The following is a 12,955-nucleotide window of genomic DNA, read 5'->3' on the forward strand; positions in this document are numbered from 1 at the left end:
GCCTAATTGTGCACGGAGTCAAACCACTCCTCATCCCTGCCTTCTCCTCTGAGAGGAGAAGGAGTAAACCCAGCCCTAGCCCAGTCTAAGCCACTGAGTTTGCTGCAATACCCCATCCCAACCTCCCCCTTTTCAGGGGAGGAGCAAAGTAAAATCCACAAAACTGAAACGGCACGGTTGAGAAGCCAGTAGGCCGCATTCAGAAGTGACGCCGAGCAAGAGGTGGAAAACCGCGTGTCTTTTTACGCGGGTTGGAATCCCGCCGCGAGGGAACCGCCTAAGCGGCGGCACTTCGCGGCTGTCACTACGGTGCCTGAAACATGTCCATTCCAACCCTGCGAAGCCTCGATCTTCCAGCGGCAAAAAAACGCCGGATTCCAAAGGGTTTCGTTTAAAACCCTTTGGGCCAGTGTGGGCGGCGAGCCCACGGTTTTGAATTTAAAAACAAAGTTTCATAGGGTTTTCAAACCCGTATCCCCCCGATGATAATTCTCTGAATCCCCTGAACTGTCTGTTCAAAAAATTCCTCATCGGCGAGGGTTTTGCCGCTGATGGCTTCCACTTGCACGCTGAAATCCGCGTAGTGCTGGGTGGTTGCCCAGAGCATGAAAATCAAATGCAGTGGCTCGATGGGGGCGATGAGCTCCTGCTTTATCCAGCCACGGATCACGTCAGACTTATCCTCCACCAGCGTCTTCAGGCTGCCGCCCAACTCCTTTTTCAACAATGGCGCGCCCTGCACCATCTCCAGACAGAACAGGCGCGAGGCTTGCGGGTGGTCGCGGGAGACACAAAGCTTGAGGCGGATATACTCACTAATGGCGGATAGCGGATGCTGCTCGGCCCGCAGGGCAATCAGTGGCGCGACCCACACGTCCAGCAGTCCGCGCAGCACCGCGACATAAAGATCTTCTTTCGACGGGAAGTAATACAGCAGGTTGGTTTTGGAAACGTCGGCGCGCTCGGCGACCTGATCCAGACTGGTGCCGTGGATGCCGTATAAAGAGAAAAACTCCAGCGCGGCGGCCATTATCGTGCTGCGCTTCGCCGCGACGGCTCTTGAACGCCGGGTTGGCGCTTTCTTCTGCTGCTCAATCTGCTGACTCACGACCACTCCCCGCCCCGCTTTCCATAATATCCCGAGCATAACAAATGGCTTTCAACCCGACTATCGCCAATCGGCTACCCTCTGAGCATTTCTGCAATTAACCACAAATGAGTAATTCTTTAACAAAACCGCACCATTTTTGCTCATTCCTGCCTGTTTTGTGTGCAGTTAGTTTTTACCAAATGGTCCGAATTAGACCAATTACTCCATTAAATTCGCTGAGATTATTTTAACCAACTGAAAAATAAGCCCATTTAAAAACTGGCACTCCCTTTGCAATACCTTCCTCGTCAATACGTTTTCACACAGCGCCAGCTGAAGCCCAAGAGGCACAGTCAAGCCATTGTTAAGATTAACGAAATTGAGGTGAGCTATGAAAATCGGTGTCTTTATTCCTATCGGCAACAACGGGTGGTTAATTTCCTCCACTGCGCCGCAGTACAAGCCTACTTTTGAGCTGAATAAAACCATTGTGCAGAAGGCCGAACACTACAACTTCGACTTTGCGCTATCGATGATCAAGCTGCGCGGCTTCGGCGGAAAAACCGAGTTTTGGGAACACAATATGGAGTCTTTCACCCTGATGGCGGGCCTCGCCGCGGTGACTTCCCGCATTAAGCTGTACGCCACCGCCGCCACGCTGGTGATGCCTCCGGCCATCGTGGCCCGCATGGCCGCCACCATCGACTCCATCTCCAACGGCCGTTTTGGCGTCAACGTGGTCACAGGCTGGCAGAAACCCGAATATGAGCAAATGGGCATGTGGCCGGGGGATGACTACTTCAGCCGCCGTTATGACTACCTGACCGAATACGTCACCGTGCTGCGCGACCTGTGGGGCACCGGCCACTGCGACTTAGACGGCGAGTTCTTCAAGATGGATGATTGCCGCGTCAGCCCGCGTCCGCAGGCCGACATGAAAGTCATCTGCGCTGGGCAGAGTGACGCCGGCATGGCCTTCTCCGCCAAACATGCCGATTTCAACTTCTGCTTCGGCAAAGGGGTCAACACGCCAACAGCCTTCGCCCCAACCGCCGCCCGGATGAAAACCGCAGCGGACGCCGAACAGCGCGACGTCGCCTCTTACGTCTTGTTTATGATCATTGCAGACGAAACCGACGCCGCCGCCCGAGCCAAGTGGGAGCTGTATAAATCCGGTGCCGACGCCGACGCGCTGGCGTGGCTCACCGACCAGAGCAGCAAAGACACTAAGTCCGGCAGCGACACCAATGTGCGCCAGATGGCCGACCCGACCTCGGCAGTAAATATCAACATGGGCACGCTGGTCGGCTCCTACGCCAACGTCGCCAAAATGCTGGATGAAATCGCCACCGTTCCCGGCACGGAGGGCATCTTGCTGACCTTCGACGACTTCGTGAACGGCATTGAAAACTTCGGCCAGTACATCCAACCGCTGATGAAAACCCGTCAGGACGTGCTGACTCACAACATTGAACAGAAAGAGGTGGCCTGATGACTGTGTTTGATCAATCGAAAGCTGAAAACGTCGTTCGCCGCGATACCCAAAGCAGCGGCCAAGAAACGCTATTGAAAGCGCGCCCGGAAACGCTGGCGTTTACCCCGCAGCAGACCGCGCTGATCGTGGTAGATATGCAAAATGCCTACGCCTCGCAGGGCGGCTATCTGGACTTGGCGGGCTTTGACGTGTCGGCCACCGGCCCGGTGATTAAAAATATCCAGCGGGCGATTGCCGCCGCGCGCTCGGCGGGCATCAAAGTCATTTTCTTCCAGAACGGCTGGGACAATCAGTATGTCGAAGCGGGTGGCAGCGGCTCGCCGAATTATCACAAATCCAACGCGCTCAAGACCATGCGCAAACGCCCGGAATTGATGGGAAAACTGCTGGCGAAAGGCGACTGGGATTACGACTTAGTAGACCAACTTCAGCCGCAGCCGGGTGACATCGTGCTGCCGAAACCGCGCTACAGCGGCTTCTTCAATACTCAGCTCGACAGCCTGCTGCGCAGCTACGGCATTCATCATCTGGTGTTTACCGGCATTGCCACCAACGTCTGCGTGGAATCCACTCTGCGCGACGGCTTCTTCCTCGAATATTTCGGCGTGGTGCTGGAAGACGCCACGCATCAGGCCGGGCCGGACTTCGCGCAAAAAGCAGCGATTTACAACATCGAAACCTTTTTCGGCTGGGTGTCCAACGTCAGTAGCTTCTGCGATGCCGTGGGTTACAGCGAGCAGCCGTTGAGCAAGTCAGCCTAAAAACAAAATGAGGAAAAACAATGCCTAAAAGCGCGATTATTCCGGTGGGCAGCGGCACTCCGCTGGCCCCTTTTGTACCGGGCATCTTGGCCGACGGCGTGGTTTACGTCTCGGGAACCCTGCCCTTTGATAAGCACAATAATGTGGTACATATCGGCGATGCCGCCGCGCAAACCCGCCACGTGCTGGAAATCATCAAAAAGGTGATTGAAACGGCGAGCGGCAGCATGGACGACGTCACCATGAACTCCATTTTCATCACCGACTGGGCCAACTACGCTGCCGTGAATCAGGTGTATGCCGAATACTTTCCCGGCGAAAAACCGGCGCGTTTTTGCATCCAGTGCGGCTTGGTTAAGCCAGACGCCCTGATTGAAATTGCCACGATTGCCCATATCGGCAAGTAACCACCCGCAGTTCACCAAGGAGGTTAACCATGTATTACAAGGTGTTAGGTAAAGACTCTCCGTCGGTGGATACCGTCGTGCTGTCATCCGGGCTGGGTGGCGTACACGGCTTTTGGCAGCCGCAGTTGGCGATGTTAGCCGAGCATTTTCGCGTGGTGCTATATGACCAGCAGGGTACCGGCGTCAGTCAGGGCGTGGTGCCTGCGGGTTACCGAATGGAAGATATGGCCGACGAGCTGGCGGGGCTGCTCAATGAGTTACAGATCGAGCGCTGCCATATCGTCGGCCATGCGCTGGGTGGCATTATCGGCCTGCATCTGGCCCTGCGCTATCCAGCCCTGCTGCAAAGTCTGGTGGTGGTTAACGGCTGGGCCAAGCTCGATTCGCAAACCCGTCGCTGCTTTGAAGTGCGCCAGAACCTGTTATTAAACAGCGGGGTCGACGCCTATGTGCAGGCCCAGCCGCTGTTCCTCTACCCGGCCGACTGGCTCTCTGCTCATCACGACTTGCTGGAGCAAGAGAGACAGCATCAGGTCGCTCATTTTCAGGGCATGGAAAACCTGCTGCGGCGCTTAGAAGCGTTGATGACCTCTGACCTGACCGATTCGCTCAGTCAAGTTATCGCGCCAGTGCTGGCCCTGAGCAGCAAAGATGACCTGCTGGTCCCGTGGCACCAATCGGTTTCTCTGGCGCAGGCCCTGCCGCACGGCGAGCATCAGCAGATGAATTACGGCGGCCATGCCATGAGCGTGACCGACAGCGAGACCTTTAACACCATTTTATTGGTATGGTTGCAGGCCCATAGCAGGCAGCCACAGCCCCCCTTTTCAAGCCTCAACCCGACGGAGATCCCATGGCCGAAGCATTAACCGCCAGCGCGCTGGCAACCCTATTCACCGAGGCACGAACCCATAACGGCTGGCTGGAAAAGCCGGTCAGCGACGAGCTGCTCCAGCAGGTTTACGAGCTGGCGCGCATGGGGCCAACCTCGGCCAACTGTAGCCCCGCGCGAATTGTGTTTGTGCGCAGCCAAGAGGCGAAAGAGAAGCTGGCTCCGGCGCTTTCCAGCGGTAATTTGGCTAAAACCCTGTCCGCGCCGGTGACCGCCATTGTCGGCTGGGATCCTGAATTCTACGAGGCACTTCCCGACCTATTCCCTCACGGCGACGCCCGCTCGTGGTTCACTTCCAGTCCGGAGTTGGCCCATGAGACAGCATTTCGCAACAGCAGCTTGCAGGCGGCTTACCTGATCATGGCCTGCCGTTCACTGGGTTTGGACACCGGGCCGATGTCCGGCTTTGACCCCGCCAAGGTAGATGAGGCTTTTCTGGCCGAGCATGGCTGGAAGTCTAACTTCCTGATAAACATTGGCTATGGCGACAGCAGCAAAGTCTACGCCCGCCTGCCGCGCCTTGATTTTGACCGCGCCTGTCGACTGGTCTGAAAAGGGAGGAACATGATGCAAACGGCAACCCCACATCATCCAACCCTGCCGGTGGAAAAGCAGGAATTTCGCGATGCCATGGCGCGACTTGGCACGGCGGTGAACATCATCACAACCGATGGCCCGGCGGGGCGCGCCGGGTTTACCGCCTCGGCGGTGTGCAGCGTGACCGATACGCCGCCGACCCTGCTGGTGTGCCTGAATCGCTCGGCCTCGGTCTATCCGATGTTCAAGCAGAACCACGTGCTGTGCGTCAACACGCTGGCCCATAGCCACGAGTCGTTATCAAATCTGTTTGGCGGCAAAACGCCGATGGAGCAGCGATTCGAAGCCGCCGAGTGGTCAACGCTGGCAACCGGCTCGCCTATTTTGAGCGGCGCGCTGGTCTCTTTCGACTGCAAAATCACCCAAATCACCAGCGTCGGCACCCACGACATTCTGATCTGCGAAGCCGTGGCGCTGGTGCGCAATGATGAAAGCCACGGACTGGCCTATTTCGACCGCCGCTACCACTCTTTAATGCGCGCGGCAAATTCAGGTTCTTAAGGTTCGATTTCTGGTCCCTAACGCGCCTGTGCAAGCAGGCTGTTTCCACCTTTACTCGTGATGTTTTCTCACTGCGGAGCACAATATGGCGAATTCCTGGTTTCCAAAATGGCGTTTACGGCAGGGCAATCTGGATGGCGCTATTGTCGCGCCGGATGAGCGTTTGCCTTTAGGGCAGACGATGGTGATGGGCTTGCAGCACACGGTAGCGATGTTTGGCGCGACGGTGCTGATGCCTTTGCTGATGGGCTTTGACGCCAACATCGCCATTCTGATGTCAGGTATTGGCACCCTGCTGTTCTTTCTGGTGGTCGGCGGACGAGTGCCAAGCTACCTCGGCTCCAGCGCCTCTTTTGTCGGGCTGGTGATTGCCGTCACCGGCTACAGCGGTCAGGGAGCTAACCCAAATATCGCCTTAGCTCTCGGCGGCATTATCGCCTGTGGCGCGGTCTATATGCTGATTGGCTTTGTGGTGATGGCCATCGGCACGCGCTGGATTGAAAAGCTGATGCCGCCCGTGGTCACCGGCGCGGTGGTCATGGCGATTGGCCTGAATCTGGCACCTATCGCCATTCACAGCGTGTCGGCCTCTTCGTTCGACAGTTGGATGGCCGTGGTCACCGTGCTGTGCATTGGTGCGGTGGCGGTATTTACACGCGGTTTAGTGCAAAAACTGTTGCTGTTGCTGGGCTTAGTCGCCGCCTACGCAATTTACGTGGTAGTCACTAACGGCCTCGGATTAGGCAAACCAGTCGATTTCAGCATCATCTCGCAAGCCGCGTGGTTCGGCCTGCCGACCCTCACGACCCCGACCTTTAACACTCACGCCATGCTGCTGATTGCGCCAGTCGCGGTGATTCTGGTGGCCGAGAACCTCGGGCACATCAAAGCCGTGGCGGGGATGACCGGCAAAAATCTCGACCCTTACATGGGCCGCGCCTTTGTTGGCGACGGGCTGGCAACCATGCTCTCCGGCGCGGTAGGCAGCAGCGGCGTGACCACCTATGCAGAAAACATTGGCGTTATGGCGGTCACCAAAATCTATTCCACGCTGATTTTTGTAGCCGCCGCCGCCGTTGCCATAGTTTTGGGCTTCTCTCCCAAATTTGGTGCAGTGATCCACACTATTCCCGGCCCGGTGCTTGGCGGTGCGTCCATCGTGGTCTTTGGTTTAATTGCGGTTTCAGGGGCGCGCATCTGGTTGCAGAACAAGGTTGATCTCAATGAGAACGGCAACCTGATTATGGTCGCGGTGACGCTGGTGCTGGGCGCGGGGAACTTCTCGCTGACTCTCGGCGGCTTCACGCTGGGCGGCATCGGCACGGCGACCTTCGGCGCTATCTTGCTCAATGCATTACTTAAAAATCGTCGACTCACCAAAACTGGCACAGAAGCTGCATTAAAAGGTAACTGACGACCTCAGTTTCTCCTTAGCTCATCAATTTTGATGATCACCGGCTGTTATTCGGTCCACCCGTCCGATTTAGCAGCCGGTTTTTTCTTTCTGCTCACACCACAAAGCTTGTATGTTTGCCGTCAGGCAGTTCTACATCAATGCGCAGTTTCCCACCCATCGCTTCGACATAACGTTTCATGGTCGACAGCTTGATATCATTGCCGCGCTGCTCAATCGCCACCACCGAAGGCTGGCTGATCCCCATCGCCTTGGCTACCGCCGCCTGCGACATCGCTAACTGCTCACGCAGGGCGTAGAGCTTCACCTCAAGCAGCATTTCATCAGCCGCCTCGGAGATGCGCTTTTGGCTTTCACTGCTGCGCGCAGCCAGTAAGTCTTGTAAATTTTTCGCCATTTTATTGCTCCTTACTCTTCCTGTAGATGCCTCAGATACGCCTGATCGGCAATGTGAAGCATCCGCTTGTAGAACTGCTTTTCCTTGCCCTTTTTGCTCCCCGCGCACAGAACAATGGCCTGGCGGAAAGGATCAAAAGCAAAGAAAGCACGAAGTGGCTCGCCTTTGTGCTGTATCCGCAACTCCTTCAAGTGCGGGTAACCCGAGCCACAAAGAGTATCGACCAACGGCCTGCCGAGCTGCGGCCCTCCTCGACGAAGAGCTAATAAACCCGCAAGAACCTTCTCCTGAGTTCCATCATTTTGTTGATCAAACCATTGATCAAACAAATCCGTGGTTAGTACCGTCCACATGGCGCCACCTTTTATAGACTATAATCTATATTCAGAGATTCATAAAGCACTAAAATAAGCCAAAGGAGGGGATGAGGAAGGGTTTGTTTTCACGCCATGCGAGGCGTATTCCAAATTACCACGCTATAAAAATCAACAACCTGACCAAAGACTCACCAAACAACATCTATTTTTCGTTAACCCTTTGACATGCCTGCGGGCAGTCGCTATTATTCGCCCCGTTCCAACGATTCCTCTGTAGTTCAGTCGGTAGAACGGCGGACTGTTAATCCGTATGTCACTGGTTCGAGTCCAGTCAGAGGAGCCATATTAGAGACGCCCGCTTAAGGAAACTTAAGCGGGCGTTTTGCTTTGGGGTTTTCGCCGACTGATTCGTCAGTAGGCTAAAAATTGGTTATCATCCGCCCCCCTCTTCCTGCGGAATGCCTGATGTCTACGATTATCGATACCTTTATCGCCCCGCCGTGCCACGACCAGATCGAGACGCTCTATCAGGATGAGCACCTGCTGCTGATCAATAAACCTGCCGGATTGCTGAGCTTGTCGGGCAAAAATCCGCTTAACCTGGATTCCGTGCACCACCGTCTAGTACAGACTTACCCCGGCTGTACTCTGGTTCATCGTCTCGATTTCGGTACTTCTGGGCTGATGGTGATTGCCCGCAATAAGGCTATCAATGCCGCACTTTGCCAGCAGTTCAGCCAGCGCAGCGTGACGAAAATCTACAGCGCCCTGCTCTGCGGGCATCTGGATGAGGATGAAGGGATGATTGATGCGCCTATTGCCAAAGACCCGGCACTGTTCCCGCTGATGTCGATTTGCGCCATTCACGGCAAGCCCGCGCGCTCCGGCTATCGGGTTATAGAACGCTTCTACCGCGAGTTAGAAAACGGCGCATTGCTGCCCTTGACGCGGGTGGAGCTGACGCCAGAAACCGGGCGCACGCACCAGTTGCGCATTCACTGCCAGCAATTGGGCCACCCCATTTTGGGCTGTGATTTATATGGCGGCCTGCTGCTACCGGGCACTGAACAGACATCTCGCCTGATGCTGCACGCCAGCGAGCTGCATTTTGTGCATCCCATCAGCGGGGAGAAAATCGAAGCCCGTCATGCTAGTCCTTTCTAAGCCATAACCTCCATACGCAACCCTTGATCACCACATCAAATCGTCGGGCACTTTAAAGTCAGCATACGGATCTTCTTCATCCTGCTCTTCCTGACTGAGCGCGCTGTTTAAAGCAATGCTGCCCGCGTCTCGCTGGGCAATTTTATCAGCGACGCTTGCAGGAATAATGGCGTACTGACTCTCACTCGCGTTATCGATAACCCAACGAGCAATGGCGAGACGCCCGCTAATCAACTGGGCCTGAGTGACCTTATCCACCATTATTTTTTTGATAAGATTATTATCGGTGAAGTTAAAACCAATATCGCCTTTTGCAATATCAATTCTATTCATTTCAATCAGTTGTTTAACCTGAGCTTTATGTTCTTTAGATAACACAGCCTGCTTGTGTTGTTCATTTAACTGTTTATCACGCTCAAGCTGCGTTTTTTTATTTTCTTCTACCGCTTCTCTTGCCTCACGCGCCTGAACCCGTGACTTTTTAGCCGTTCTCTGAACTTTAGCCACCTTTTTGCTGGTCACTAATCCGGCTTTTAGCATTTGCTCTTGTAAGGTCAGTTTTGTCATTTTCGTTTCTAAACTCGTTAAATAATTTCTGCGATTATAGCGATAATTTTTGAGGCAGTGCTAGGTGACGGAACTCCTGCGCCATTTTCACCACTCACTTAGCTTAGGAACCTATTTGAGGTGAGTTAAAATGCGCGTACTGCCTTCCCAATCTGGTCCGGCCTTCAATGGCTCAATTTCTTCGTCGGCTGATGAAACCTCTTTTGGAACCCAGCCGCCTGCCAGCACCTTGAACCGGGCTAATTCGGGTTCAAATCTGTCGATTCAGTATGGCCAGACCAATAATCAGGCCAACAACGCCGTCGCCAATGATCCGGGCGACATTATCAATGAGCTGGCATCGATGATTGCCGGTTTATTGCGAAAAATGAGTGACGCGCAAAGCGGCGCGGCATCAGGCACGCCGCCTGCCCCGACTGGCACCGCGACGCCCGCCAGCTCTGGCGTGAGCACGCCGCAAAGTACCAGCCCGACTTCGGCCACGTCTGCAACTTCAGCCACGTCGGCAACGTCGGCCACCTCCACCAGTTCGGCAACTTCTTCAGCCAGCTCTAGCGCCTCTTCGGCCGACGCTGATTTTATCGATAACTCAAAATACTCTTCTCCAGAAGAGTTGAAAAAGTACGCCCCGCTGGTGGCGAACCTGCCGCCAGACCAGCAGTTGCAAGCTGAGAAAGAGATGAATCGCCCGGCGGCAGCGGCCAAAATGGCGGCGGCCGGTGGCCCTGACGCGGCCCATGCCAAAGCCTTTATTGACGCCAATCCGGCGCTGAAAACCGCCACTGACGTTGGCAAGCACGGCGGCAAGCCTGATGGCAAAACCACCAACGGTGACTATGCCGCCTTCGCCAATAATATGGACAAAGCACGTGACGCGGCGGTCAAAGACGTCACGGATTACCAGAAAGCCCACCCGAATGCCGATCCGCAGTCATTGCAGATGGTGACCTCGGCGGCCACGCTGCGTGCCAGCGAACCTCTGGTGAAATGCGCTTCGCTAGACTCCGACGGCAAGGTTGATTCCTACATTACCGCCGACTCGCTGAAAGCCATTCAGCAAAACAACCCCGGCTTATCCCCGGCTTTGCAGCAATCGGCCAAAACCTTCTCCCAACCCGGCTTCTTATACATGCTGGATCAGGGCGGGTTAGAAGGTAAAGATTTGGCGCTGCACAACCCGGATCAGAAAATCAGCGGCAGCAATATCGACAACTGGATTGCCAAGCAGGCGCCGACCAACAGCGGCGAGTTCGCCAGCATGATGAACGACGCGGCGACCCGCAACGCCGTGGCCAACGTCGATATCAGCAACCTCGGGGCCGACGTATTCCAGAACCCGCAAAACTACAGCGGCGCGCAGAAAGCGGCGGTGTTGGTCAAGCTGCAACAGACGCAGGGCCAAGTAGATGGCGGCAGTTCGCTGCGTAAAACCGACAAAACCTCGCAGGCGCTGCAAGATGATATCGCCCAATTGCAGAGCGATCCGGATGTGCAGAAGTTCATGGCGCAGGCCGTGCCGGGGCAGGAAAAGATGATGATTGGCAATGACCCCGGCCTGAGCAAGGCAGTGAATCAAAGCTATCAGGATCTGATTTCCGGCAAAACCATGGACCAAGATATGCAGGCCGCGCGTGACTCTGCGGCCAAAGCCAATGCGGGCAAGAAGCCGGAAGACCAGCAGCCGGTGGATTACAGCGACGCCATCAACAGCCTCAACTCAGAACTGCAATTGCAAGGCGACCTTCAGGGCAAAGGAGCGAATCTGCCCACCACCGCGCAGGTGATCAACAACCGCCCGGACCTCAAACAGCAGATTCAGGCTTCCTACGACCAGAATTTCACTCAAGGACAGGCAGTAGAAAGTGGCCTGAAGAATAACAGCAAGGCCGATGCCAAAGACGTGCTGGCCGACGTCGACCAGAAAAAAGCTGCCTATGAAGATGCTATCCCGGACAGCGTCACGGCGGCCTCGGAAGACGGCTATGCCGAAGCCACCATGAAAGCGCTGAGCACCACCAGCAAAGGCATGAGCTTCCTTAATACGCTAAAAGACGCCGGAACCCTGCCAAAAGACAGCGATTTGACCAAGATGAGTGGCAAAGAGATGTACTCGCAGCTGCGTGAAGGGGTCGAGAAGCAAACCAGCGAGATGGGGCTGAGTATGGCGAAAAGAGCTTCACTCAGCGGCAACGGCATCATGAGCGTGGCGGGGCTGGCGACGGTGTCTGAGCAGTTGAAATCGGGCGACAAAGCCGGCGCGGCGAAAACCATTTATGACGGCATCAAAGGCAGCTCGGAGCTGGGCAAACTCGGCTTTAACACCGCCGCCGAAGCTTTGGGCAAAGATGCTTCCGTGGGGCTGGGGCGTATCGCAGGCAGCGTGGCCGGTCGCGTGGTCGGCACGGTGGCCGGTGAAGCAGCAGGAGCCGCTGCTGCCGAGGCATTGGGTGCCGCTGCCGGGCCAGTTGGCTGGGTGGTCGACGCCGCCATGGGCTTAGGATTTGGTATCAAAGCCATTATCGACGCGGTGAAAAAGCACAAAGACCAGAAAACCTTCGACCACAACGTTGACCCAACCCTCAAGCAGTTTGGTATTCCGACGCCAAGCTAATCTCAGGCAATTCGCGTATAAAAAAGGGGCCAAATCTGGCCCCTTCGCTTTTATGAAAACGCAATTTATGGCGTGACAAGCGCGCCTTCCGCTACCGGCGCTTTGGTCTTCAGACAGCACAGATACAGCACGTAAAGCAGTGGGATCCACGCCAGAATTCCCAACGTCAGCTTGGCGTAGACATAAACCTGCGGCGCGGCGAAGTGCAGCAAGATAGTGTTGATCAGCCGCAGCGCCAGCTGGATCAGATAGAGCATGCCGAACCACCAGCCGGAACGATTGATGTCGTGCATGCGGCGGATGCCCACGGCCATAATTGGCACAATCACCGCCAGCAAAAATATCCACTGCGCCAAACTGCCGTAGAAGATGGCGTTAGTCACGCCCATCAGCGTAGTGATAATGGCCACCGAGAAGCCCAGCAGCACTGAAATCAGCATGCTGCCGAGCAAGAAGACCCAAAACTCTTTTCTGGTCGAGCGACCACTAAAATCAACGTAGCGCTTCCAACCCTGTAAATAACATTGCCAGACTGTCATTCCTGACTCCTCTCCCCATTAATTATTACTATTATTTATTGATATAAGTGTTAACTCTGTTTTCGCTTCATTCTTTACCGCAACTTGCTCTCCGAGGGAAGCGTTGCCTGTCATAACCGACATTTTTGTGCCCATCCTTAGATGTTGGCTGGAATTATTGGGGTGGGATGTTATAAATCCTTTACTCGCTAATGAATTTTTTC

General features: G+C 55.1%; 14 protein-coding genes and 1 tRNA gene. 10 read left to right on the forward strand and 5 right to left on the reverse strand.

What is annotated here, in order from left to right; translation table 11 throughout:
* Nucleotides 1–463 precede the first annotated feature (463 nt).
* Entirely contained in the window at nucleotides 464–1,147 is a 684-nt protein-coding gene (gene rutR, locus GEAM_RS11325; protein ID WP_084674115.1) for an HTH-type transcriptional regulator RutR, read from the reverse strand.
* Nucleotides 1,148–1,481: 334 nt separating this feature from the next.
* On the opposite strand from rutR, the gene rutA reads away from it, so the two are divergent.
* The 7 genes from rutA to rutG all read left to right on the forward strand — a co-directional run bounded on the left by rutA (nucleotide 1,482) and on the right by rutG (nucleotide 7,157).
* Nucleotides 1,482–2,582, forward strand: a complete 1,101-nt coding sequence (gene rutA, locus GEAM_RS11330; protein WP_034791525.1) for a pyrimidine utilization protein A — start codon at nucleotides 1,482–1,484, stop codon at nucleotides 2,580–2,582.
* Complete coding sequence (gene rutB, locus GEAM_RS11335; RefSeq protein ID WP_034791527.1) at nucleotides 2,582–3,346, forward strand: pyrimidine utilization protein B; 765 nt, start codon at nucleotides 2,582–2,584, stop codon at nucleotides 3,344–3,346. Before rutA ends, rutB begins: the two co-directional genes overlap by 1 nt.
* A gap of 20 nt (nucleotides 3,347–3,366) precedes the next feature.
* Nucleotides 3,367–3,753, forward strand: a complete 387-nt coding sequence (gene rutC / locus GEAM_RS11340; RefSeq protein WP_034791529.1) for a pyrimidine utilization protein C — start codon at nucleotides 3,367–3,369, stop codon at nucleotides 3,751–3,753.
* Between the two features lie 29 nt (nucleotides 3,754–3,782).
* Complete coding sequence (gene rutD, locus GEAM_RS11345; RefSeq protein WP_034791531.1) at nucleotides 3,783–4,622, forward strand: pyrimidine utilization protein D; 840 nt, start codon at nucleotides 3,783–3,785, stop codon at nucleotides 4,620–4,622.
* Entirely contained in the window at nucleotides 4,607–5,197 is a 591-nt protein-coding gene (locus GEAM_RS11350; RefSeq protein WP_034791533.1) for a malonic semialdehyde reductase, read from the forward strand. The genes rutD and GEAM_RS11350 overlap by 16 nt, the downstream gene beginning before the upstream one ends.
* A 12-nt stretch (nucleotides 5,198–5,209) precedes the next feature.
* A complete protein-coding gene (gene rutF / locus GEAM_RS11355; protein ID WP_128124471.1) occupies nucleotides 5,210–5,743 on the forward strand; it encodes an NADH-dependent FMN reductase RutF in 534 nt (177 codons plus the stop codon).
* 85 nt (nucleotides 5,744–5,828) lie between these two features.
* On the forward strand, nucleotides 5,829–7,157 hold the full coding sequence (rutG, locus tag GEAM_RS11360; protein WP_034791535.1) for a pyrimidine utilization transport protein G: 1,329 nt from the start codon (nucleotides 5,829–5,831) through the stop codon (nucleotides 7,155–7,157).
* A 94-nt stretch (nucleotides 7,158–7,251) separates the two neighbouring features.
* On the opposite strand, the gene GEAM_RS11365 is transcribed toward rutG, so the two are convergent.
* Nucleotides 7,252–7,554 carry a helix-turn-helix domain-containing protein gene (locus GEAM_RS11365; protein WP_034791537.1) on the reverse strand — a complete coding sequence of 101 codons (303 nt, stop codon included), beginning with the start codon at nucleotides 7,552–7,554 and terminating at the stop codon, nucleotides 7,252–7,254.
* 11 nt (nucleotides 7,555–7,565) lie between these two features.
* Nucleotides 7,566–7,907: a type II toxin-antitoxin system RelE/ParE family toxin gene (locus GEAM_RS11370; RefSeq protein WP_034791539.1), complete on the reverse strand. Its 342-nt coding sequence runs from the start codon at nucleotides 7,905–7,907 to the stop codon at nucleotides 7,566–7,568.
* 231 nt (nucleotides 7,908–8,138) lie between these two features.
* Between GEAM_RS11370 and GEAM_RS11375 the strand changes: the two genes are divergently transcribed.
* Both GEAM_RS11375 and GEAM_RS11380 read left to right on the forward strand, forming a co-directional pair.
* Nucleotides 8,139–8,214, forward strand: a tRNA-Asn gene (locus tag GEAM_RS11375).
* Between the two features lie 122 nt (nucleotides 8,215–8,336).
* Nucleotides 8,337–9,035: an RluA family pseudouridine synthase gene (locus GEAM_RS11380; protein ID WP_034791541.1), complete on the forward strand. Its 699-nt coding sequence runs from the start codon at nucleotides 8,337–8,339 to the stop codon at nucleotides 9,033–9,035.
* A gap of 27 nt (nucleotides 9,036–9,062) precedes the next feature.
* On the opposite strand, the gene GEAM_RS11385 is transcribed toward GEAM_RS11380, so the two are convergent.
* Entirely contained in the window at nucleotides 9,063–9,602 is a 540-nt protein-coding gene (locus GEAM_RS11385) for a DUF2058 domain-containing protein (protein ID WP_034791543.1), read from the reverse strand.
* Between the two features lie 130 nt (nucleotides 9,603–9,732).
* On the opposite strand from GEAM_RS11385, the gene GEAM_RS11390 reads away from it, so the two are divergent.
* Nucleotides 9,733–12,213 (forward strand): type III effector HrpK domain-containing protein, encoded by a 2,481-nt coding sequence (locus GEAM_RS11390; RefSeq protein WP_051899483.1) that lies wholly within the window; start codon nucleotides 9,733–9,735, stop codon nucleotides 12,211–12,213.
* 65 nt (nucleotides 12,214–12,278) lie between these two features.
* Here GEAM_RS11390 and GEAM_RS11395 read toward each other — a convergent pair whose 3' ends face one another.
* The gene (locus GEAM_RS11395; RefSeq protein ID WP_034791545.1) at nucleotides 12,279–12,752 is read right to left on the reverse strand and encodes a DUF805 domain-containing protein; all 474 of its coding nucleotides are present in this window, start codon (nucleotides 12,750–12,752) and stop codon (nucleotides 12,279–12,281) included.
* Nucleotides 12,753–12,955 lie beyond the last annotated feature (203 nt).

This window comes from Ewingella americana ATCC 33852 (genome assembly GCF_000735345.1).
In the GTDB taxonomy this organism is placed as follows: Bacteria; Pseudomonadota; Gammaproteobacteria; order Enterobacterales; family Enterobacteriaceae; genus Ewingella; species Ewingella americana.

Bases quoted from the DNA above. Each gene is read 5' to 3' on its own strand.
- rutR (WP_084674115.1), bottom strand. From the start codon at position 1,147: ATGCTCGGGATATTATGGAAAGCGGGGCGGGGAGTGGTCGTGAGTCAG.
- rutA (WP_034791525.1), top strand. From the start codon at position 1,482: ATGAAAATCGGTGTCTTTATTCCTATCGGCAACAACGGGTGGTTAATT.
- rutB (WP_034791527.1), top strand. From the start codon at position 2,582: ATGACTGTGTTTGATCAATCGAAAGCTGAAAACGTCGTTCGCCGCGAT.
- rutC (WP_034791529.1), top strand. From the start codon at position 3,367: ATGCCTAAAAGCGCGATTATTCCGGTGGGCAGCGGCACTCCGCTGGCC.
- rutD (WP_034791531.1), top strand. From the start codon at position 3,783: ATGTATTACAAGGTGTTAGGTAAAGACTCTCCGTCGGTGGATACCGTC.
- GEAM_RS11350 (WP_034791533.1), top strand. From the start codon at position 4,607: ATGGCCGAAGCATTAACCGCCAGCGCGCTGGCAACCCTATTCACCGAG.
- rutF (WP_128124471.1), top strand. From the start codon at position 5,210: ATGATGCAAACGGCAACCCCACATCATCCAACCCTGCCGGTGGAAAAG.
- rutG (WP_034791535.1), top strand. From the start codon at position 5,829: ATGGCGAATTCCTGGTTTCCAAAATGGCGTTTACGGCAGGGCAATCTG.
- GEAM_RS11365 (WP_034791537.1), bottom strand. From the start codon at position 7,554: ATGGCGAAAAATTTACAAGACTTACTGGCTGCGCGCAGCAGTGAAAGC.
- GEAM_RS11370 (WP_034791539.1), bottom strand. From the start codon at position 7,907: ATGTGGACGGTACTAACCACGGATTTGTTTGATCAATGGTTTGATCAA.
- GEAM_RS11380 (WP_034791541.1), top strand. From the start codon at position 8,337: ATGTCTACGATTATCGATACCTTTATCGCCCCGCCGTGCCACGACCAG.
- GEAM_RS11385 (WP_034791543.1), bottom strand. From the start codon at position 9,602: ATGACAAAACTGACCTTACAAGAGCAAATGCTAAAAGCCGGATTAGTG.
- GEAM_RS11390 (WP_051899483.1), top strand. From the start codon at position 9,733: ATGCGCGTACTGCCTTCCCAATCTGGTCCGGCCTTCAATGGCTCAATT.
- GEAM_RS11395 (WP_034791545.1), bottom strand. From the start codon at position 12,752: ATGACAGTCTGGCAATGTTATTTACAGGGTTGGAAGCGCTACGTTGAT.